Below are 21,530 nucleotides of genomic sequence, written 5' to 3' on the forward strand. Positions count from 1 at the left end.
AGTGCGTCGGCGACACGCGGCGCTGACGGCCCGGGGTTGTCAGTCAGCCGTGCCATCCTCGAATTCGTGAGCACGAGATGGGGCCGACCGGCCACCGAGCCGGGATCCGGCTGGGCGGTCGTCGACGTCGAGACGACCGGGTTCCGCCCGGGGCAGGCTCGCATCGTCAGCGTCGCCGCGCTCGCGGTCGGTGACGACGGCAACGTCGAGGGCAGCTTCTCGAGCCTGCTCAACCCAGGCGTCGACCCCGGACCCACGCACGTGCACGGGTTGACCACGGAGATGCTGGCGGGTGCGCCGACGTTCGCCGACGTCGTCGACGACCTGACCGGCGTGCTGCGCGGTCGCACCCTCGTCGCGCACAACGTCGGCTTCGACTACGCGTTCCTGACCGCCGAGGCCGAACTCGTCGACGTCGAACTGCCCATCGACACCGTGATGTGCACCGTCGAGCTGTCCCGGCGGCTCCGCCTCGGCGTCGAGAACCTCCGCCTGGAGACGCTCGCCGCGCACTGGGGCGTAACCCAGATGCGCCCGCACGACGCCCTCGACGACGCGCTGGTGCTCGCGCAGATCCTCAAGCCGAGCCTCGCCGGCGCCCACGACCGCCGCGCCTGGCTCCCCGTCCGGCCGGTCAGCCGGCGCAGGTGGCCCAACGGGCGGGTCACGCACGAGGAGTTCCGTCCGCTCAAGACGCTGGCGGCGCGGATGCCGTGTGAGTACCAGAACCCCGGGCTCTACGTGCCCGGTCGGCCGCTGGTCCAGGGCATGCGCGTCGCGCTAGCGGAGGTGTCGCACACCTACGAGGAGCTGATCGAGCGCATCCTGCACGCGGGTCTGGCCTACACCGACGCCGTCGACCAGCAGACGTCGCTGGTGCTGTGCGACCAGCCGCGCCCCGAGCAGGGCAAGGGCTTCCAGGCCGGCGAGATGGGCATTCCGCTCGTCCACGACGCCGAGTTCATGACGCTGCTCGAGCGCGTCGTCGGCGGCCGCGACGTCGAGCCGTTCGTCGACGTCCCGGTCACGGGCGACCAGTACGCCCTCTTCTAGTCGGTGACGGCCCCGGCACCCGCCGCCGCGCGCGTCGCGGTGATGGTCGGCGCCCGGTAGCCGCCGTCGCGCATCGCCGCCTCGACCGCCTCGCTCACCGCGCCCACCCGGTCGGTCGGGACCAACGCGATGACGCAGCCACCGAACCCGCCGCCGGTCATTCGGGCTCCGAAAGCGCCTGTCGCCGTAGCCGCTTCGGCGATTGCGTCGAGCTGTGTAGTGGTGATCTCGAAGTCGTCGCGCATCGACGCGTGCGACGCGGTCATCAACGCCCCCGCCGCGACGAGATCCGACTCGCGCATCGCCGCGACGAAGTCGAGCACACGCGCGTTCTCGGTGACGATGTGGCGGGCGCGGCGGGCGTCCACCTGGTCGCCGACGGCGTCGAGAACGTCGACGTCGACCACCTCCCGCAGGGACTCGACGCCTAGATCGCGGGCTGCGCGTTCGCACGAGTCGCGACGGGCCGCGTACTCGCCACCCGCGTGTTCGTGGGCGGCGTGGGAGTTCATCACCAGCAGCGTCGCCCCGACCGACTCGGGATCGAACGGCACCTGCTGGACGGCTACTTCGCGGAAGTCGATCAGCAGGGCACGCTTCGAGGCGCCGAACAGTGCGGACAGTTGATCGAGCAAACCCGTTGGCGCGCCGACGTACTCGTTCTCGGCCCGCTGTGCCAGGCGCGCCTGCTCGATGCGGTCCAGCGACAGCTCGCCGGCCGCGACGAACGCCCCGAGGGCCGCGCACTCCAGTGCGGCCGACGACGACAGCCCGGCGCCGATCTCCACGTCGCTGTTGACGTCGAGACGCCCACCCCGGACCGGGTGACCGGCCTCGCGCAGCGCCCACACCACCCCGGCGACGTACGCCGCCCAGCCGTCGACGTCGCCGGGCCGGGTGCCGAGGTCGATGTCCACCGCACCGTCGAACTGGTTGCTGCGGACGGTCAGTACGTCGTCGTCGGACGGTTCGAAACGCGCAATCGTCCGCTGCGGCAACGCGATCGGCAGCGCGAAGCCCAGGTTGTAGTCGGTGTGCTCGCCGATCAGGTTGATCCGGCCCGGTGCCTCCCATGCGATCACGGCGCCACCTCCCGCAGCCGCTGCGCCACGCTCTCGGGCGTCACGTCACTGATGAAGGCGTCCATCGCCGACTCCGATCCTGCGAGAAACTTCAGCTTGGTCGCGCTGCGGCGGATCGACATGAACTCGACGTGGAAGTAGCCGTTGCGTTGGGCGCCGACGCCGGTGTATTGGTGCAGCGCCGAGATGTAGGGCAGCGGGGTCGGGTAGAGCCTGTCGAACCGACCGAGCACGTCGAGGTAGATTGCGGCGAGGTCGTCGCTCTCGGCGTCGGTGAGTTCGATCAGGTTGGGCACCAGCCGGTTCGGGTAGACGTGCACCTCGACCGGCCAGCGGGCGGCGAACGGCACGAACGCGGTGAACAGCTCAGTGCGCGCGATGACACGGCTGCCGTCGGCGACCTCGGCGGCCAGCAGATCCGCGAACAGATTGGTGCCGGTCCGGCTGTGGTGCGCGTCGGCCTGGTCCAGCATGTGGGCCGTGCGCGGGGTGAGCGACGGGTAGCCGTAGATCTGGCCGTGCGGGTGGGTGAGCGTCACACCGATCTCCTCACCGCGGTTCTCGAAGCAGAACACCTGCTCGATCCCGTTGCGGCCGAACATGTCCGCGGTCCGGTGTCGCCACGCGTCGACGACGAGACGGGCGTGCGGCTGGGACAGTCCGGCGAACGACCCGGTGTGATCGCTGGAGAAGCAGATCACCTCGCAGCGTCCGTGGCCCGGTGCGGTGACGAATTCGTCGACGCCACCGTCCGGTAGCGCGAAGGGGACGTCGGCGCTCGCGCCGGACAGGCTGGGGAAGCGGTTCTCGAACACCACGACGTCATAGTCTGGCGCCGGGATCTCGCTGCGGTCCCCGCACGGCCCCGGGCACAGCGGACACTGGTCGGCAGGCGGCTTATAGGTGCGGTCCTGCCGCAGCGCGGCGATGATCACCCACTCCCCGGTCTGACGGTCGAAGCGGACCTCGGAGGATCCTGCCGTGCGGGCGGGAAGCGGACGCCGGTCGGCGACCGGCCGGGGCGGGTGGCCGGGCAGCGCGAAGAAGTACTCGTCGCGGCCGTCGGCCAGCGTCCAGTGCAGTGGTACGGTCATCCGGCATGCACCTCGGCGATCCGTAGTTCGCCGACCTCGGCGGCGAGGAGTTGCCGCTCGGGGTCGGTGAGTCCGTCGTCGACGATCAACGTGTCGACCCGGTCCAGCGGGGCGAAGACGTTGGTGCCGATCTCCTGGTACTTGGTGTGGTCGGCCAGGACGAACAGTCGCGCGCCGATGTCGATCAACATCCGATTCGTCTGTGCCTCTGCGACATTGGGGGAGGTCAGCCCGACCCGCGGATCGAAGCCGTGCACGCCGAGGTAGCTGGCGTCGACCCGGAACGAGGCGATCGCGTTGTCGGCGATGGGGCCGACCAGTGCGTCCGACGGCGTGCGCACGCCGCCGCTGAGATATGCCTGTGGCCCGTCCTCGCCGTCACCCGACGGGTCGGTCAACGTCGTGAACACCTGGAGCGAGTTGGTGATCACCGTGATGCTCGGTCGCCTCGCGAGCCTGCGGGCGAGTTCGGTGGTGGTGGTGCCCGCGCTGATCGCGATCGTCATGCCGTCCTCGACGGTGCTCGCGGCCACCTCGGCGATCGCCTCCTTCTCGGCACGCTGCTGAGAGGCCTTGACCGACGACCACGGTTCCTCGCCGCGGTTGTGCCGGACCACCGCGCCGCCGTGCACCTTGCGCAGCAGGTCCTGGGCATGCAACGCGTCGAGGTCGCGGCGCACGGTCATCTCAGACACGTCGAGCTGGGCCGCCAGGTCGGCGACGCGCGCGGACCCACCGGCCTGCAACGTGCGCAGGATTGCGGCGCGGCGATCGGCGGCGAGCATGGGCTGACGTGTCCTCTGCTGGTGGGAACCGCACATTAACAAACAACATCGCCCGTTTTTTCGCCTTTCGGCGCGAGACCCTGTTACTTTCTGCGAGTTCCTGTTAGAACTTGTGAAATTGATCGCTCCAACGAAGGGGTAGATGCGTGACGTCCAGCATCCTGGCCGCCGACTCCGTATTGCGGCTCAACGTCGGTTTCCTCGACTACACGTTGATCGCCGTGTACTTCGTCTTCGTGCTCGGCATCGGGGTCATCGCGCGCAGCCAGATCTCCACCAGCCTGGACTTCTTCCTCTCCGGCCGGCAGTTGCCCGCCTGGGTCACCGGCCTGGCGTTCGTCTCGGCGAACCTCGGCGCCGTCGAGATCATGGGCATGGCGGCCAACGGCGCCCAAATCGGCCTGTCGACCATGCACTACTACTGGATCGGCGCCGTCCCCGCCATGCTGTTCCTCGGCGTGGTCATGATGCCGTTCTACTACGGCTCCAAGGTCCGCAGCGTGCCCGAGTTCATGCGCAGACGGTTCGGTCCGGGAGCCCACCTGGTCAACGCGATCAGCTTCGCCGTCGCGCAGGTGTTGATCGCCGGTGTGAACCTGTTCCTGCTGGCCACGGTCATCAACGTGCTGCTGGGCTGGAACCGGTGGCTCTCGCTGATCGTCGCGGCCGTGATCGTGCTGACCTACACCGCGCTCGGTGGCCTGTCGGCGGCCATCTACAACGAGGTGCTGCAGTTCTTCGTCATCTGCGCCGCGCTGATCCCGCTCACCGTCTTCGGCCTGATCAAGGTCGGCGGCTGGAGCGGTCTGAAGGAACGGGTGGTCGAGACCACCTCCGACGGCGCGGTGACCGCTTCGGTGAACGACCAACTGAATACCTGGCCGGGCCAGGCGCTGTCCGGTTTCGAGAGTCCGGTGTGGTCGGTGGTCGGCATCGTGTTCGGACTCGGCTTCGTGCTGTCGTTCGGTTACTGGACCACCAACTTCGTCGAGGTGCAGCGCGCGATGGCCTCGGATTCGATCTCCTCGGCCCGCCGCGCACCGATCATCGCGTCGTTTCCGAAGATGTTCATCCCGTTCGTCGTCGTGATCCCCGGCATGATCGCCGCGGCTGCGATCGGAGACGTGATCCGGCTGAAGACCACTGGCGAAGGTGGGGTGACCTACAACGACGCGATGTTGCTGATGATCCGCGACGTCCTGCCAAATGGTCTGCTCGGCGTTGCGATCGCCGGTCTACTCGCGTCGTTCATGGCCGGTATGGCCGCGAACATCTCGGCGTTCAACACCGTGTTCAGCTATGACATCTGGCAGACCTACGTCGTGAAGGACAGGCCCGACCGCTACTACATCGGGGTGGGCCGCATAGCGACGGTCGCGGCCACGGTGATGGCGATCTTCACCGCGCTGATCGCGGCCGGCTACTCGAACCTGATGGACTACCTGCAGACGCTGTTCGGGTTCTTCAACGCGCCGCTGTTCGCGACGTTCATCCTCGGCATGTTCTGGAAGCGGATGACGGCGACGGCCGGCTGGACCGGCCTGGTCGCCGGAACGCTCTCGGCCGTCAGCGTCTTCGTGGCCTCCGAGATGGGCGTGTTCAGCCTGCCCGGACAAGGCGTCCCGTTCGTGGCCGCCTCGACCGCGTTCGTCGTCGACATCATCGTCAGCGTGGTGGTCACCATGGTGACCCAACCCAAGCCGGTGAGCGAACTGGTCGGACTGGTGTACTCGGAGACCTCGCACGACATCTTCGCCGACCCCGACAGTGCCGGAAAGGCGTGGTACATGAAGGCCGTTCCGCTCGCCTCGGTGGCACTCGTACTCACCATCATCCTCAACATCGTCTTCCACTAGGAGGAGCGAAACATGACGTCGTCGTCCGGTTCTCCCGCGCCGAAGCGGTTCAGCCTCTTCGACATCCGCAACATCATCGGTGCTCTGCTGGCCATCTACGGTGTGCTGCTGACCATCGCCGGATTCGTTCCGTCGATTCTCGGCGAGTACACCGATCCGGCCGCGGAGGGCAACCGCGTCGACCTGTACGTCGGCACCGACGCGAACTGGTGGGTCGGGCTGATCCTGCTCGCCGTGGCCGCAATGTTCTTCGCTTGGGCGGTGATTCGGCCCGTCGTGCCGATCGAACCGGACGCGGCGGAGGCCGCGGCGGAACGTCCGCGCGAGCACTGAGCCGATTGCGTGGCCGCTGACGGCAGCGGGTTCGACGCTCGACGGTTCACGCTGACCAGTGACACCTGCCGGGCCGTACTGACCGATTTCGGCGCACGGCTGCTCGAACTGCACGTGCCCGACCGCAACGGTACGTGGGCCGACGTCGTGCTGCAGCGACCGACCTTCGCAGACGTCGCCGACGACCCCGCCTACATGGGCGCCACCGTCGGACGGTGCGCCAACCGGACCCGGCTCGGCCAGGCCGAGATCGACGGTGTGGCAGTGCAGTTGAGCATCAACGAGGGCAGGCATCATCTGCACGGTGGGGTCCGCGGATTCGACCGCAGGTCGTGGTCGGCCGACGTCAGCGACGACGAGGTGAGCTTTCACCGCGTCTCCCCAGCAGGCGAGGAGGGCTACCCGGGCACGCTGAGGACGCAGGTGACCTACCGGCTGACCGGTTCGACGCTGAACGTCGGAGTCCGGGCAAGCACCGACGCCCCCACCGTCGTCAACGTCGTGCACCACTCGTACCTCAACCTCGCCGGACACGACGCGGGCACCATCGACGATCACGTCGTGACCGTCCACGCGTCGCACTACCTACCGGTCGACGACGAACTGATCCCCACCGGCGAGGTGCGCGCGGTGGCCGGCACCCCGTTCGACTTCCGGACCCCGGCACCGATCGGTGGACGAGGCGTGGCCTTCGACCACAACTGGGTGCTCGACGACTGGGCGCCCGACGTCATGCGCGACGTGGCCGTCGTCGACGAACCCCGCAGCGGCCGCCGAATGACGGTGTCCTGCAACCAGCCCGGCCTGCAGGTCTACACCGGCGAACACCTGGCGGGTCTCACCGGCAAGGGCGCGGTGGCCGGCTACCCGGCGTTCGCGGGGCTGGCCCTGGAGGCACAGGGTTTCCCGGATGCCGTACACCACGCGCACTTTCCGTCCATCACACTGCTTCCCGGCCAGACCTACGTCAACGACGTGGCGTTCGCGTTCGCTAGCTGCGCGCCGCCCGGTTGACGGCGGAGACCACCGCACGCAGCGAGGCCGTCGTGATCGACGTCGCGATGCCGACACCCCACACGGTCTTGCCGCCGATCGACGCCTCGACGTAGGCCGCGGCTTGGGCCTCCTCACCCGCGGACAGCGCGTGCTCGGAGTAGTCCAGCACCGAGACGTCGTACCCGATGGCGCCGAGTGCGTCGCAGAACGCGGCCAGCGGACCGTTGCCCGCGCCGACGATCTCGCGCTCGGTGCCGTCGACCTTCACCGTCGCGGTGATCCGGTCGGTGCCGCCGTCGACTTCGGACGCGTCGACCTTCTGCCGGATGCGCTCGAGCGGCTGGATGGGGGCCAGGTACTCCTCGGCGAAGACGTCCCACATCTCCTTGGGCGACACCTCGCCGCCCTCGCCGTCGGTGATCTTCTGGATCGCCTGGCTGAACTCGATCTGCAGGCGCCGCGGCAGCGCCAGGCCGTGGTCGGCCTTCATGATGTAGGCGACGCCGCCCTTGCCTGACTGCGAGTTCACCCTGATGACGGCCTCGTACGTGCGGCCGACGTCCTTCGGGTCGATCGGCAGGTAGGGCACCTGCCACAGCAGGTCGTCGACGTCGGAGTCCGCCTCGTCCGCGGCGACCTTCATCGCGTCCAGGCCCTTGTTGATCGCGTCCTGGTGGCTGCCGGAGAACGCCGTGTACACCAGGTCGCCGCCGTAGGGGTGCCGCTCGTGCACGGGCAGCTGATTGCAGTACTCGACCGTGCGCCGGATCTCGTCGATGTTCGAGAAGTCGATCTGCGGGTCGATTCCGCGGCTGAACAGGTTCAGGCCGAGTGTCACCAGGCAGACGTTGCCGGTGCGCTCACCGTTGCCGAACAGGCAGCCCTCGATGCGGTCGGCTCCGGCCTGGTAGCCCAATTCCGCTGCGGCGACGGCGGTTCCGCGGTCATTGTGCGGATGCAGGCTCAGGATGATCGAGTCACGGCGAGCCAGGTTGCGGCTCATCCACTCGATCGAGTCTGCGTACACGTTGGGCGTCGCCATCTCGACGGTGGCGGGCAGGTTCAGGATCAGCGGGGCGTCGGGCGTGGCGCCGACGATCTCGCTCACCGCATCGCAGACGTCCTTGGCGTACTCCAGCTCGGTGCCGGTGTAGGACTCCGGGCTGTACTCGAAGCGCCACAGCGTGTCGGGGTACTTCTTGGCCTCCTCGACGCACATCCGGGCACCGTCGGTGGCGATCTTCTTGACGGCCTCGCGGTCGGCGCGGAACACGACACGGCGCTGCAGGACCGACGTCGAGTTGTAGAAGTGCACGATGGCCCGCGGGGCACCGGCGCACGCCTCGAACGTCCGGGCGATCAGCTCGGGCCTGCACTGCGTCAGTACCTGGATCGTCACGTCCTCGGGTACCGCGCCCTGGGTGATGATCTCGCGGACGAAGTCGAAGTCGGTCTGGCTCGCCGACGGGAAACCGACCTCGATCTCCTTGTAGCCCATGCGGACCAGCAGGTCGAACATGCGACGCTTGCGGGCCGGGCTCATCGGGTCGATCAGGGCCTGGTTGCCGTCGCGCAGGTCGACCGCACACCACATCGGGGCGGTCTCGACGACCTTGTCCGGCCAGGTGCGGTCGGGGAGGGTGATCGGCTCGACCTCGTCGGCGAACGGGCGGTACCGGCTGACCGGCATCTGCGAGGCACGCTGGGTGTTCCACGCGGGCTGGCCGGGGTGGGCCGGACCTGCGGGCGTGGAGATGCTGCGGGCACTGGTGAAGGCATCGGCGGAATCGGCCGAGGTGGGATCGTAAGTAGTCATTGCGGTGGCTCCGGGTTCGTCTGTGTTGACTTCAGACCGGCGCATCGCGAACACCCGCGACGGAGAGCCAGTCTGGTTCAGACTCCGTCGCGGCGCCCGAGGAGGAGCACACGCTGCACGGCGTCGACCTTACTCCGGCCCCGCCGCGCGGCAAAACGCCACCGTCAGACCTGGGAATCCGGGAACGCGATCACCGACAGGAAGCGGATGGGGACCTCGACCAGGTCGACGGGGCCGTGGGCGCCCTCGCCGTCCATCTGCAGCGAGTCGCCAGGGTGCAGCCGATAGACCGAGCGGCTGTGGCCGTAGTCCATGACGCCCTCGAGCATGTAGATGAACTCGGTGCCCGGGTGCTGGAACAGGGGATAGGTCTGGCTCTTCTCCGACAGCGTGACGTGCAGGCACTCCAGCCGCTTGTGCTCACCGCGCAGCGACCCGAGCAGCCGGTACTCGTGGCCCTCCCGGGTGCCTTCGCGCACGATGTGGGCGCCGGTGCCGGACTCGACGAACGCCGCGGGTCGCTCGACGTCGGCCCCGCGGAACAGGCTCGTCACCGGGACGTCGAAGCCCTTGGCCAGCAGCGCCAGCGTCGACAGGCTGCACGACGTCTGGGCATTCTCGATCTTCGACAGCATGGCCTTCGAAATACCAACGCGCGCAGCGGTATCAGCCACGGTGAGGCCGTGCTGCTGACGCAGCTGCCGCACGTTGTGCCCGATCGCCGTCTCGAGTTCGACCTCGTCGACGGGCTGGGCGGGGTCGCGTTCGCGCGCGATGCCGGACACGTTGCGGAGCAACGGCCCGTCGACGTCGGATGGGCTCACGGTCCCATTCTCCCGCGCAACGGTCAGCGCATCTCGCCAGCACCGACGTACGGGTAGGGCGACTTGAGCAGGTCGCCCTCGTCGAACCGGGACAGCCGGAAGTCGCTCTCGGGGATGCGCGGGTCGGCGCTGCGTCCGTCGATCACCAGGTCGGCGACCAGACGCCCGACCGCGGGCGCGATCTTGAAGCCGTGCCCGCTGAATCCCGCGGCGACGATCAGCCCGTCGATCCCGGTCGCCGAGATGACGGGGTTCCAGTCCGGGGTGACGTCGTAGCAGCCGGCGTAGCTGCTGCTGATCGCCGCGTCGACGAGGCCGGGGAAGCGCGTGCCGACCCGGTCGACGACCAGGTCGACGAACGCCTCCGACGCCCGGTTCGGGTAGGCGTCGGGGTCGGCGGTCTCGCAGTGCGACAGGTCGCTGTTGCCGAACAGCAGGTCGCCGTTGGGTTCGGGCCGGATGTACTGCAGCGAGACCAGGTCGGAGAACACCGGCACGCCGGAGACGTTCGCGCCGGGCGCGATCATCACGATCTGCTCGCGAACCACCCGGACCGGGACGTCGACGCCGAGGGGTTCCAGGAACGGGCGGGTCCACGCGCCGGTGGCCACGACGACCGTGTTCGCCGAGATCTCGCTGCCGTCGCGCAGCCGCACCCCGGTGGCGCGCCCGCCGTCGAGGAGTACCTCGGTCACCTCGGCGCCCTGACGGACCCGGGCGCCAGCGGCCCGCGCGGACACTGCGAACGCCTGCGCGGTCTGATAGGCGTCGCCGTAGCCGCCGCGCGCCTCCCACCCGAACGCGCCGAACGGCGTCAGGTCGGCGTGCGGCCACATGGCGGCGACCTCGTCGGCGTCGATCTCCTCGGTCTCCACGCCTACCTCGCGCTGGGCGGCGAGGCTCTTGCGCAGGGCATCGACGTTCTGCTCGCCGACGCCGACGACGTAACCGGTCTGCCGGAAGCCGATGTCAGTCGCCTCATCGCCCAGGAACTGCTGCGGGTCCTCGAACACCTCGAGACCGACGACGGCCATCGCCGCGAGCGAGCTGACGCCGTAGTGACACCGCACGATGCCCGACGACTTGCCCGTCATGCCGGAACCGACGGTGTTGCGCTCGCACACCACGACGTCGGTGACGCCGCGCTGGGTCAGTGCCCATGCGGCCGCGGCACCCTCGAGTCCGCCGCCGACGATGACGACGTCGGCCGTGTTCACGTGCCCGGGATCCAGTTGGTGCCCGCCAACGGGATTCGCGCCATCGCCGCAGCCTCGATGGTGATGGCGACGAGGTCCTCGGGTTCGAGGTGCCGGACGTGGGCCTTGCCGCACGCCCGCGCGATCGTCTGCGCCTCCATGGTCATGACGCGCAGGTAGTTCGCGAGTCTGCGACCACCCTCGACCGGGTCGAACCGGGCAGCCAGTTCGGGGTCCTGGGTGCTGATGCCCGCGGGGTCGCGGCCATCCTGGAAGTCGTCGTAGAAACCCGCTGCGCTACCGAGCTTCTCGTACTCGGCGGCGTAGCGCGGATGGTTGTCGCCGAGCGCGATCAGCGCGGCAGTGCCGATGGCCACCGCGTCGGCGCCCAGCGCCAGCGCCTTGGCGACGTCGGCGCCGTTGCGGATGCCGCCCGAGACGATGAGTTGCACGCCGCTGCGGTGCACGCCGAGTTCCTGCAGCGCCTGCACGGCCTGCGGGATGGCCGCCAGCGTCGGAACGCCGACGTGCTCGATGAACACCTCCTGCGTGGCCGCCGTGCCGCCCTGCATGCCGTCCACCACGACGACGTCGGCGCCCGCGTGCACTGCGAGCTTCACGTCGTAGTAGGTGCGGGTGGCACCGACCTTGACGTAGATCGGCTTCTCCCAGTCGGTGATCTCCCGCAGCTCATTGATCTTGATGGTCAGGTCGTCCGGGCCCGTCCAGTCCGGGTGCCTGCACGCCGAGCGCTGGTCGATACCAGCAGGCAGGGTGCGCATGCCCGCGACGCGGTCGGAGATCTTCTGCCCCAGCAGCATTCCGCCACCGCCCGGCTTGGCGCCCTGGCCGAGGACGACCTCGATCGCGTCGGCCTTGCGCAGGTCGTCGGGGTTCATCCCGTATCGCGACGGCAGGTACTGGTACACCAGCGCCTTGCTCTGGCCGCGTTCCTCCGGTGTCATGCCGCCGTCGCCGGTGGTCGTCGACGTGCCGACCGCGCTGGCCCCACGGCCCAGTGCTTCCTTGGCCGGGCCGGACAGCGCGCCGAACGACATGCCGGCGATGGTCACCGGAATGTCGAGGTGCAGCGGATGCTTCGCATGCCGACCGCCGAGCACCACGTCGGTGTCGCACCGTTCGCGGTATCCCTCGAGCGGGTAGCGGGACATCGACGCGCCGAGGAATAGCAGATCGTCGAAGTGCGGCAGCGGGCGTTTGGCGCCCCAGCCGCGAATGTCGTAGACGCCGGTGTCGGCAGCCCGCTGGATCGCGGCGATCGTGGCGCGGTCGAACGTGGCCGACTCGCGCAGACCGGCACGCGCGCGGTCGTCGGACGTCGTCATCAGTAGCTCTCCGAGTTGTCGGCGTGGAAGTGGTACAGCTCGCGCGCCGACCCGTAGCGGGTGTAGGCCGCGGTGTCGTCGTCGCCGAATCCGGCAGCCTTGAGCAGTCGGCCGAGTTCTTCGTGGTGCTCGCCGCGCATCGGCTTGGCCACGCAGTCGGCGCCCAGCGACGCGATGCCGCCACGTACGTAGAGCCTGGCCTCGTAGATCGAGTCACCGAGCGCTTCACCGGCACTGCCCCGCACCACCAGCGTGCCCGCCTGAGCCATGAATGCGCTCATGTGGCCGATGTCGCCGCCGACGACGATGTCCACGCCCTTCATCGAGATGCCGCACCGCGCAGCGGCATTGCCCTCGATGACGAGCAGGCCGCCGTGTGCGGTCGCACCCGCCGACTGCGAGGCGTTGCCCCTGACCCACACGACACCGCTCATCATGTTCTCGGCGACACCGGTACCCGCGTTGCCGTCGACGACGATCTCCGCCTGCTGATTCATGCCGCCCGCGTAGTAGCCGACGTGGCCGGCGACGGTGACCTTGACCGGTGCGTTGAGCCCGACCGCCACGTTGTGTGCGCCTGCGGGGTTCTCGATGACGAACTCGCCACGCAGGTCGTCGGCGTGCAGTGCCGAGTTGATCTCGCGCAGTGGGGTTTCGGCGAGATCCATGATCAACGCGTCCACGCGTACACCACCTCGGGCTCGGGCTCCCAGATCTTTGCGCGCTGCACTCCTGGCAGGCCCGACAGCGCGCGGTACTCGCTGGCCATCGCGACCCAGTCGTCGGTCTCGGCGATGACCGCGGGCTTGCAGGCGATGGCGTCGCGGACCACGGCGAACGAGTCACGGTTGGACACCAGCAGCGTGTAGAAGCCGTCGAACGTCGCGCACAGCTCCTTCAACGCGGTCTGCACGTCGCGGCCCGCGGCGAGCTGCTGGGCGACGAACCGCGCGCCGACCTCGGTGTCGTTCTCGCTGTCGAAGTGCACACCCGCAGCGCGCAATTCGCGTCGGATCGTGGCGTGGTTGGCGAACGAGCCGTTGTGCACCAGACACTGATCCGGTCCGACGGCATAGGGGTGCGCACCCGACGGGGTCACCGCCGACTCCGTGGCCATCCGGGTGTGTCCGACGCCCTGCCAGCCCTGCGCCGTCGCCAGGCCCCAGGCGTTGGCTAGCGTCCTGGGATCACCGACGCCCTTGAGCACGGCGAGGTCGTTGCCGAACCCCGCGATCAGCGCCTCCGGGTAGGTGGCGGCGACGGCGGTCTGCAGCGCCTGCGGGGTGGTGTCCGCGGTGACGAGGTACGTGGCGTCGAGCACCGACACCATCGCGGGCGTGCCGAGCGCTCCGCCTACCGCGGTCCCGACGGTCTCGGGGGCATCGGTGAGTTCGAGTACCGAGACGCACGCCGTTCCGGGCGGCGTCCAGGTGGGGTCGCCATAGACGGCCACGCCCGCGGAGTCGCTGCCGCGGTCGGCCATCTCGCAGAGCATTCCGGTGAGCAGCTCGCCGAGGCGAGGGTGGAAATCCGGGTTGCGCAGATGCAACCCGACGATGCCGCACATGGGGTGTTGTCCTCTCGTAACGGGTGATTCGTGCACGTTCAGTTGCGCTCAGCGCGCCTCTTCGTGCACGAATCGCTAGAAGGCGGTGAGGTACTGCTCGACCTCCCACGGGCTGACGGTGCTGTGGTAGGTGAAGAACTCCTCGCGCTTGAGGCCGGCGAAGTACTCGCACACCCCGCCGCCCGTGGCGTCGAGTACGCCCGCGACGACGGGGTCGGCCTGCAGGTCCTCGACGGCGTGCAGCAGCGTGGGTGGCAGCGTCCGGGCGGACCCTGCGCCGAGTGCGCCGGGGTCGAGGCTGCGCTTGATGCCGTCGATGCCCGCACCGAGTGCGGCCGCAATGGCGAGATACGGGTTGGCGGAACCGTCACCGCCGCGCAGTTCCACCCGCTGGTCGTCCGGGACGCGGACGTAGTGCGTGCGGTCGTTGCCGCCGTAGGTCGGCGTCCTGGGCGCCCACGATGCACCCGAGGCAGTGGTGACCGCGCCGGTTCGCTTGTAGGAGTTGACCGTCGGGGCGATCACGGCCTGCAGCGCGCAGGCGTGGTCGAGGATCCCGCCGATGAACGCATAGGCGGTGTCCGAGAGTCCGAGGCCACGTGAGTCGGGGACGTCCGGACCGGCAGGAAACACCGGAGCACCGGCACTGGTCAACGAGAGATGCAGGTGCAGGCCACTTCCCGTGCGATCGGCGAACGGCTTCGGCATGAACGTGGCGATCATGCCGCGCTCGGCGGCGATCATTGACAGCAGATAGCGCAGGGTGACGACGCGGTCGGCGGTGGTGAGCGCGTCGGCGAACTGGAAGTTCTGCTCGAACTGTCCGTTGCCGTCCTCGTGGTCGTTGGCGTAATTCGACCAGCCGAGGGTGTTCATCGCCGTGGAGATCGTCGTCAGGTGGTCGTACATGCGGGTGACCCCGCGGGCGTCGTAGCACGGCTGATCGGCGGTGTCGTCGGCGTCGGCGGTGGCCAGCTCGCCGCGGGCATCGCGCCGCAGCAGGAAGTACTCGACCTCGGCACCCACCCACGGCTCGAAGCCGGCGTCGCCTGCGCGGGCGATCAGTGACTTGAGGATGTTGCGTGGCGCGTACGGCCACGGCTTGCCCTCGACGTGCGGGTTGCAGTGCACGATCGCGAGGCCGTCCTTGATGAACGGGATGGGGGTGAACGACTCCGGGTCCGGCATCGCGACCAGGTCGGGGTCCTTGGGCTCCTGGCCCATCGCGCCGACGGCATATCCGGCGAAGCCGACGCCGTCGGTGGCCAGCATGTCGATGGCCTCGACGGGAACCAGCTTGGCACACGGCTTTCCGCGCAGGTCGACGAACAGTGCGAGGATGAACTTGGTGCCCGCCTCTTCGGCGCGCTCAGCGAGGGTCCCGTTGGTCATGTCAGCCCTTGTCTCATGTCAAGAATCAAAGTATCAGGAGAGGAAACGTTGCGCAGCGCGAAGAAACCCCGGTCGGCGCGCACCCGAATGCGTGCGCGCCGCCGGGGCATCGGCTAGCTGGCGGCCATGTCGTAGGACGAGTCCCGGTGGAACTTGGCGTCGATGCCGGCTTCCTCGTCCTCGGGAGCGACGCGGATGCCGATCGTCTTCTTGATGGCGAAGGCGATCGCGAACGCGACCACGAACGAGTACGCCATCACGGCGAACGCGGCCACGGCCTGCTTCCACAGCTGCTCGACCCCGCCGCCGTAGAACAGGCCGTTGGTGGCGTTGGGCATGCTCTCGCTGGCGAAGAAGCCGATCAACAGGGTGCCCACCACGCCGCCGACGAGGTGGACGCCGACCACGTCGAGCGAGTCGTCGTAGCCGAACTTCGACTTCAGGCCCACGGCGTAGACGCAGATCGCCCCGGCGATCGCGCCGACGAAGATGGCGCCCACGGGGGTGACGGCACCACAGGCGGGGGTGATGGCGACCAGGCCGGTGATGGCACCGGATGCCGCGCCGACGCCCGTGACGTGGCCGTCCTTGATCTTCTCCACGGCCAACCACGCGAGGGTGGCAGCGCAGGTGGCGACGAAGGTGGTGACCATGACGATGGCGGCCGAGTTGCCCGCGGCCAGGGCCGATCCGCCGTTGAACGCGTACCAGCCGGCCCACAGCAGGCCCGCGCCGAGCAGCGTCAGCGGGACGTTGTGCGGCTTGCGCAGCTGGCCGAACATGGCGGACTTGCCGAGCACGATCGCGACGGCCAGCGCAGCGGCGCCCGCGTTGATGTGGACGGCCGTGCCGCCCGCGAAGTCGATGGCCTTGAGGCTGTTGGCGATCCAGCCACCGACGGAGTCCTCGGTGACGACGCCGTCGAACGCGAACACCCAGTGCGCGACGGGGAAGTAGACCAGCACCGCCCACACGGTGGCGAAGAGCATCCAGGCGCCGAACTTCATGCGGTCGGCGACCGCACCGGAGATCAGGGCGACGGTGATCGCGGCGAACAGGGCCTGGAACAGTGCGAACAAGCTGACCGGCAGCCCGGAGATCGTCGTCTGCGTCTCGAGCAGGTCCTTCATGCCGGCGAATTCGGTGAAGCTACCGACGAAGCCGCCGTACGAGGTGCCGAACACCATAGAGAAGCCGAAGAGCACCCAGAGCACGCCGACGACGGCGACCGCTCCGAACGTCATCATCATCATGTTGGTCGAACTCTTGACCGAGACCATGCCGCCGTAGAACAGCGCAAGGCCCGGGATCATGAGCGTGAGCCCGATGATGCAACACAGCATGAAAGCCGTGGTGCCCGTGTCCACTACGTCCATCGAGAAACTCCGTCCATCGTGATGATTCCCCTCGGTGAGGCGGCCGATCAGTAGGCCGTTCACTGGCAGTAACCGTTGTTTCTGTTACACGGAAAGTCTTCTGGTGTTGCGAGCACGTAACGACAGTGCGGCGGCAGGAAATTGACAGGCGATCTGGGACGCCTAGAGTGCCGACGGTGAACCTGGATCGGCGATGGTGGATCGCAATCGGCGTCGTGGTGGTTGCCCTGATCGCCCTGGTGGTGTCACGGACGTTCTTCTCGGGACCGTCCGAGGAGTGCCGTCCGGTTGCCGACCTGCTGGCGTTCAACGCGGAGCAGACCGAGCGGATCACGTCGCGGCTGTCGGAGAACGAGGGCCTGCCGACCGCGACCGACGACATCGCCTACCAGGCGTGGGCGGACGGGCTGGCCGAGCGGGCGCAGCGGGTCACCTCGCCCGAGCTGGCGAAGACCAGCACCGACCTCGCGATCCTCGCCGACGAATTCGTCCGCGGACTGCCCGAGCTGCGGGCCAAGGCCGAGTCGCAGGCACCCGGCGCGCCCACGCCGCCGGAGATGTATCAGATGGAGGCGACCAACGCCCGGGTCTCCGACAAGCTCGCGGAGCTGTCGGCCGCCTGCTCCTGACCGGTCACAGGACGACCGCGCTGCCCCACGTGCCCGAGAAGGCGATCTGCTCGAGAGATAGCCGTTCGCGCGGTTGCGAGTCCCGCTCGACGACCTTGGGCTCAGCCGTCGCGTAGTCGCCCAGCGAGCCAACCGCGACGACCGCGAGCGGGCGGACTCCGGCGGGTACTGCGAAGGCCGCGCTTGCCGCGTCGGCGTCGAAGCCGGCCATCGGGTGTGCGACCAACCCGCGGGACACGGCCTCGGCGGTGAGGTTGGCGATCGCCGCCCCGGCGTCGACCGCGGCGTACAGCGCGGTCTTCTCGTCGTCGCCCTCGTCGGCGCAGACCAGGATCAGCAGGCCCGCGGCGTGGGCGTAGGAGTTCCCGCGCTTGAGCGTCGCTGCCAAGGCGCCGAACGTGTCGTCGCCGCGCAGCCCCACCACGAAGCGGACCGGCTGCCGGTGGCCCCACGTCGCCGACCAACGGGCAGCCTCGAGCAGCGCGGTCACCTCGACCGTGGACACGGTCGCGTCGGCGTCGAAGGCCCGCGGGCTCCAGCGGTCGGCGAGTTCCCGGTGGATCGGCACCCGCGTCCGGGCAGTCCGGTCGGCGGGGCGCGCAGTCACGGTGATTCACGCTACCCGCGGGGGAGCCCGGCCGGCTGTGGAGGAAAACCGGATGCCATTACCCCTTATCCTTGACGGGAAACTCGGTAGGGACCCAGGGAAGGCTCGATAGTGGCGCTCGTCGTCCAGAAGTACGGCGGATCGTCGGTGGCCGACGCCGACCGGATCCGTCGCGTCGCCGAGCGCATCGTCGAGACGAAGAAGGCGGGCAACGACGTCGTCGTGGTCGTGTCCGCGATGGGCGACACCACCGACGACCTGCTCGATCTCGCGCGCCAGGTCAGCCCCGCGCCCCCGGCCCGTGAGATGGACATGCTGCTCACCTCGGGCGAGCGCATCTCCAACGCGCTCGTCGCGATGGCCATCTCCTCGCTGGGCGCCGAAGCGCGGTCGTTCACGGGCTCGCAGGCCGGCGTCATTACCACCAGCACCCACGGCAACGCCAAGATCATCGACGTCACACCGGGCCGGCTCCGGGAGGCGCTCGACGAGGGCCTGATCGTGCTGGTCGCCGGTTTCCAGGGCGTGAGCCAGGACAGCAAGGACGTCACCACGCTCGGCCGCGGTGGCTCGGACACCACCGCCGTCGCGCTGGCCGCGGCATTGAACGCCGACGTCTGCGAGATCTACACCGACGTGGACGGCATCTTCACCGCCGACCCGCGGATCGTGCCCAACGCGCGGCACCTCGAGACCGTCAGCTTCGAGGAGATGCTCGAGATGGCCGCGGCGGGTGCGAAGGTGCTCATGCTGCGCTGCGTGGAATACGCCCGCCGGTACGACGTTCCGATCCACGTGCGGTCGTCGTACTCGGACAAGCCGGGCACGCTCGTCAAAGGATCGATGGAGGACATCCCCATGGAAGACGCCATTCTCACCGGGGTAGCCCATGACCGCAGCGAGGCGAAGGTGACCGTCGTCGGCCTGCCCGACGTTCCGGGCTACGCGGCCCAGGTGTTCCGCGCCGTTGCCGACGCCGACGTCAACATCGACATGGTGCTGCAGAACATCAGCAAGGTCGAGGACGGCAAGACCGACATCACGTTCACTTGCTCGCGGGAGAGCGGACCCGGCGCAGTGGCGAAGCTGACGGCGCTCAAGGACGACATCGGTTTCAGCGCAGTGCTTTACGACGATCACATCGGCAAGGTGTCACTCGTCGGCGCAGGCATGCGCAGCCATCCCGGCGTGACCGCCACGTTCTGCGAGGCACTCGCCGCGGTCGGCGTGAACATCGACCTCATCTCCACCTCCGAGATCCGAATCTCGGTGTTGGTCAAGGACACCGAGCTGGACAAGGCCGTGGCCGCGCTGCACGAAGCCTTCGGCCTGGGCGGCGAAGAGGTTGCGGTCGTATACGCGGGAAGTGGGATCTGATGGTCAGCATCGGCGTAGTGGGTGCCACCGGCCAGGTCGGTCAGGTGATGCGTCGCCTCCTCGAGGAGCGCGACTTCCCGGCCACCAGCGTGCGGTTCTTCGCCTCGGCGCGGTCCGAGGGCAAGAAGCTCGAGTTCCACGGCCAGCAGATCGAGGTCGAGAACAGCGAGACCGCCGACCCGAGCGGTCTGGACATCGCGCTGTTCTCGGCAGGCGCGACGATGTCGCGGGTGCAGGCGCCGCGGTTCGCCGCGGCAGGTGCGGTCGTCGTCGACAACTCGTCGGCCTGGCGCAAGGATCCCGACGTTCCGCTGATCGTCAGCGAGGTCAACTTCGAACGCGATGCCGCGAATCGGCCCAAGGGCATCATCGCCAACCCGAACTGCACCACCATGGCCGCGATGCCGGTGCTCAAGGTGCTGCACGACGAAGCGGGCCTCGTGCGGATGATCGCGTCGACCTACCAGGCGGTGTCCGGCAGCGGACTCGCAGGCGTCGAGGAACTCTTCGGTCAGGCGACCGCGGTCGTCGAGGGCAGCCGCGAACTCGTGCACGACGGTTCGGCCCTGACCTACCCGGCGCCGGATAAGTACGTGGCGCCCATCGCCTTCAACGTCGTTCCGCTGGCCGGCTCACTGGTCGACGACGGCTCGGGGGAGACCGACGAGGACCAGAAGCTGCGCAACGAGAGTCGCAAGATCCTCGGCATCCCGGATTTACTGGTCAGCGGCACCTGCGTGCGCGTGCCCGTCTACACCGGCCACTCGCTGTCGATCAACGTCGAGTTCGAGCGGCCCATCAGTCCCGATCGCGCTCGCGAATTGCTCGCCAGCGCACCCGGAGTCACGCTCAGCGACGTCCCGACACCACTGGCGGCGGCGGGTGCGGACGACTCGCTCGTCGGCCGGATCCGGCAGGACCCGGGCGTGCCCGACGGCCGCGGCCTGGCGCTGTTCGTCTCCGGCGACAACCTGCGCAAGGGCGCCGCGCTCAACACCATTCAGATCGCCGAGTTGCTCGCCGCCCAGCTCTGAGCTGCGCCGAGTGTCGGTTCGGGTCACGCGGTGGGGCGTCGTGGCGTGGCTGAAGTCGACGTTCGGCATTCTGCTGCTGGTCGCCGCACCCGCGCACGCCGATCCAGCTGCGCCGGTCCCCGGGCCTGCGCTGCCGCCGTTGGCGCCCGGTCAGGTGATTCGCATCGGGCCCGCCGCCGGGACCGGCACGCCCACGAAGGACTACGGGATCGGCGCGACCGATCTGTGCGAGTTCATGGAGTTCCCAAGCGGGATCCTGCAGGTCTGCGGCGACAGCTTCGCCGGCCAAGGTGTGGGCTTCGGCGGCTGGTGGTCGCCCATTGCGCTGCACGTCGAGACCGACTCGATCGACGACCCGACCGGGGTGCGCTACGACGGCGTCACCGGTGTCGGTGAGCCGCTGCTGGCCGACCGCTCGGCGCCCGGCACGTCGCAGCTGCCCGCGGGAATCGTGTCGATCAACCGCGAGAATTACATGCTGGTCACCACCACCAGGGACCTGGTGCCCGCGACCTCGCGGCTGGTGAAGGCGCTGCCGTCGCGGGGCAGCTGGCCGACGGTGCCGGGATCGCAGCGCGACGTCGGGTGGGCCGAGGGTCGGCAGTCGCAGATCAGCGGCTACTACGACCCGATCCCCAAGCCGGACTCCGAGCGCGGGTGGGTGTACGTCGTCGCCAACGACTTCGATCGCAGCCAGCCCGTCGAGCTGTACCGGTCGAGGCCGCAGGACTTCACCGACCGCAGCGCGTGGCAGGCGTGGTCGGGACTGCCCGGTGCCGACGGCGGCTGGGGTAGGCGCCCCACCCCGCTGTGGCCCGACGCGGTCGGCGAGATGAGCGTGCGTCAGATCGACGGCCGCACCGTGCTGTCGTACTTCAACGCCTCCACGGGAAACATCGAGATGCGGGTGGCCGACGATCCGACGGGTCTGGGCGCCGCCCCCGTCACCACCGTGGTGCGGGCCGCCTCGTGGCCCGATCGGGCCGAGGAGCTACCGCCGCCGTCGGACAACAGCCTCGCCCAGCCGTACGGCGGATACATCTCACCGGGGTCCACGCCGGACGAGGTCAGGGTGTTCGTCAGCCAGTGGAACACCCAGCCCGAGGCCGACAACGCGCCGTATCGGGTGATCCAGTTCGCGGTCAACCCGCTGAAGCCCTAGACGCG

At 68.8% G+C, this 21,530-nt stretch carries 20 protein-coding genes; 8 read left to right on the plus strand and 12 right to left on the minus strand.

The genetic code is table 11. The annotated features are described in order from the left end of the window. Positions 1–66 precede the first annotated feature (66 nt). Positions 67–1,053: a DEDDh family exonuclease gene (locus tag G6N61_RS22255; protein ID WP_235887253.1), complete on the plus strand. Its 987-nt coding sequence runs from the start codon at positions 67–69 to the stop codon at positions 1,051–1,053. Here G6N61_RS22255 and G6N61_RS22260 read toward each other — a convergent pair. From G6N61_RS22260 to G6N61_RS22270, 3 genes are read right to left on the minus strand one after another with little or no spacing between them, the layout of a single operon-like run. Continuing rightward, positions 1,050–2,135, minus strand: coding sequence for a galactokinase (locus G6N61_RS22260; RefSeq protein ID WP_163921153.1), 1,086 nt, complete (start codon positions 2,133–2,135; stop codon positions 1,050–1,052). The genes G6N61_RS22255 and G6N61_RS22260 overlap by 4 nt on opposite strands. Beyond that, positions 2,132–3,229: a galactose-1-phosphate uridylyltransferase gene (galT, locus tag G6N61_RS22265; protein ID WP_163921156.1), complete on the minus strand. Its 1,098-nt coding sequence runs from the start codon at positions 3,227–3,229 to the stop codon at positions 2,132–2,134. The genes G6N61_RS22260 and galT overlap by 4 nt, the downstream gene beginning before the upstream one ends. Next, positions 3,226–4,014 (minus strand): DeoR/GlpR family DNA-binding transcription regulator, encoded by a 789-nt coding sequence (locus G6N61_RS22270; RefSeq protein ID WP_163921159.1) that lies wholly within the window; start codon positions 4,012–4,014, stop codon positions 3,226–3,228. Before G6N61_RS22270 ends, galT begins: the two co-directional genes overlap by 4 nt. A gap of 146 nt (positions 4,015–4,160) precedes the next feature. On the opposite strand from G6N61_RS22270, the gene G6N61_RS22275 reads away from it, so the two are divergent. From G6N61_RS22275 to G6N61_RS22285, 3 genes are read left to right on the plus strand one after another with little or no spacing between them, the layout of a single operon-like run. Then, entirely contained in the window at positions 4,161–5,870 is a 1,710-nt protein-coding gene (locus G6N61_RS22275) for a sodium:solute symporter family protein (RefSeq protein ID WP_163921162.1), read from the plus strand. 12 nt (positions 5,871–5,882) lie between these two features. Continuing rightward, positions 5,883–6,203 (plus strand): hypothetical protein, encoded by a 321-nt coding sequence (locus G6N61_RS22280; protein ID WP_163921166.1) that lies wholly within the window; start codon positions 5,883–5,885, stop codon positions 6,201–6,203. Between the two features lie 9 nt (positions 6,204–6,212). Further along, a complete protein-coding gene (locus tag G6N61_RS22285; RefSeq protein WP_163921168.1) occupies positions 6,213–7,217 on the plus strand; it encodes an aldose epimerase family protein in 1,005 nt (334 codons plus the stop codon). On the opposite strand, the gene leuA is transcribed toward G6N61_RS22285, so the two are convergent. From leuA to G6N61_RS22325, 8 genes are all read right to left on the minus strand, one after another. Then, positions 7,195–9,015 carry a 2-isopropylmalate synthase gene (gene leuA, locus G6N61_RS22290; protein WP_163921171.1) on the minus strand — a complete coding sequence of 607 codons (1,821 nt, stop codon included), beginning with the start codon at positions 9,013–9,015 and terminating at the stop codon, positions 7,195–7,197. The genes G6N61_RS22285 and leuA overlap by 23 nt on opposite strands. Before the next feature lie 164 nt (positions 9,016–9,179). Then, positions 9,180–9,839, minus strand: coding sequence for a helix-turn-helix domain-containing protein (locus G6N61_RS22295; protein ID WP_163921175.1), 660 nt, complete (start codon positions 9,837–9,839; stop codon positions 9,180–9,182). A 23-nt stretch (positions 9,840–9,862) separates the two neighbouring features. Continuing rightward, the gene (locus G6N61_RS22300) at positions 9,863–11,056 is read right to left on the minus strand and encodes an NAD(P)/FAD-dependent oxidoreductase (protein ID WP_163921178.1); all 1,194 of its coding nucleotides are present in this window, start codon (positions 11,054–11,056) and stop codon (positions 9,863–9,865) included. Continuing rightward, the gene (locus G6N61_RS22305; protein ID WP_163925018.1) at positions 11,053–12,384 is read right to left on the minus strand and encodes an FMN-binding glutamate synthase family protein; all 1,332 of its coding nucleotides are present in this window, start codon (positions 12,382–12,384) and stop codon (positions 11,053–11,055) included. Before G6N61_RS22305 ends, G6N61_RS22300 begins: the two co-directional genes overlap by 4 nt. Then, positions 12,381–13,049, minus strand: a complete 669-nt coding sequence (locus tag G6N61_RS22310) for a protein glxC (RefSeq protein WP_163925019.1) — start codon at positions 13,047–13,049, stop codon at positions 12,381–12,383. Before G6N61_RS22310 ends, G6N61_RS22305 begins: the two co-directional genes overlap by 4 nt. Before the next feature lie 2 nt (positions 13,050–13,051). Beyond that, complete coding sequence (locus G6N61_RS22315) at positions 13,052–13,948, minus strand: class II glutamine amidotransferase domain-containing protein (protein ID WP_163921181.1); 897 nt, start codon at positions 13,946–13,948, stop codon at positions 13,052–13,054. Between the two features lie 75 nt (positions 13,949–14,023). Beyond that, complete coding sequence (glnT, locus tag G6N61_RS22320) at positions 14,024–15,340, minus strand: type III glutamate--ammonia ligase (protein WP_163921184.1); 1,317 nt, start codon at positions 15,338–15,340, stop codon at positions 14,024–14,026. Positions 15,341–15,453: 113 nt separating this feature from the next. Further along, a complete protein-coding gene (locus G6N61_RS22325) occupies positions 15,454–16,707 on the minus strand; it encodes an ammonium transporter (RefSeq protein ID WP_163925020.1) in 1,254 nt (417 codons plus the stop codon). A 185-nt stretch (positions 16,708–16,892) separates the two neighbouring features. Between G6N61_RS22325 and G6N61_RS22330 the strand changes: the two genes are divergently transcribed. Next, on the plus strand, positions 16,893–17,345 hold the full coding sequence (locus G6N61_RS22330; protein ID WP_163921187.1) for a hypothetical protein: 453 nt from the start codon (positions 16,893–16,895) through the stop codon (positions 17,343–17,345). Between the two features lie 4 nt (positions 17,346–17,349). Here G6N61_RS22330 and G6N61_RS22335 read toward each other — a convergent pair whose 3' ends face one another. After that, positions 17,350–17,952: a nitroreductase family protein gene (locus G6N61_RS22335; RefSeq protein ID WP_163921190.1), complete on the minus strand. Its 603-nt coding sequence runs from the start codon at positions 17,950–17,952 to the stop codon at positions 17,350–17,352. 111 nt (positions 17,953–18,063) lie between these two features. On the opposite strand from G6N61_RS22335, the gene G6N61_RS22340 reads away from it, so the two are divergent. Genes G6N61_RS22340 through G6N61_RS22350 form a run of 3 tightly spaced genes read left to right on the plus strand, consistent with a single transcriptional unit; the run spans position 18,064 to position 21,525 of the window. After that, a complete protein-coding gene (locus G6N61_RS22340) occupies positions 18,064–19,329 on the plus strand; it encodes an aspartate kinase (protein ID WP_163921193.1) in 1,266 nt (421 codons plus the stop codon). Then, positions 19,329–20,363, plus strand: coding sequence for an aspartate-semialdehyde dehydrogenase (locus G6N61_RS22345; RefSeq protein WP_163921205.1), 1,035 nt, complete (start codon positions 19,329–19,331; stop codon positions 20,361–20,363). Before G6N61_RS22340 ends, G6N61_RS22345 begins: the two co-directional genes overlap by 1 nt. A gap of 49 nt (positions 20,364–20,412) precedes the next feature. After that, a complete protein-coding gene (locus G6N61_RS22350; protein WP_163925021.1) occupies positions 20,413–21,525 on the plus strand; it encodes a DUF4185 domain-containing protein in 1,113 nt (370 codons plus the stop codon). Positions 21,526–21,530: the final 5 nt, after the last annotated feature.

It is taken from the genome of Mycolicibacterium arabiense (assembly GCF_010731815.2).
Lineage (GTDB): Bacteria > Actinomycetota > Actinomycetes > Mycobacteriales > Mycobacteriaceae > Mycobacterium > Mycobacterium arabiense.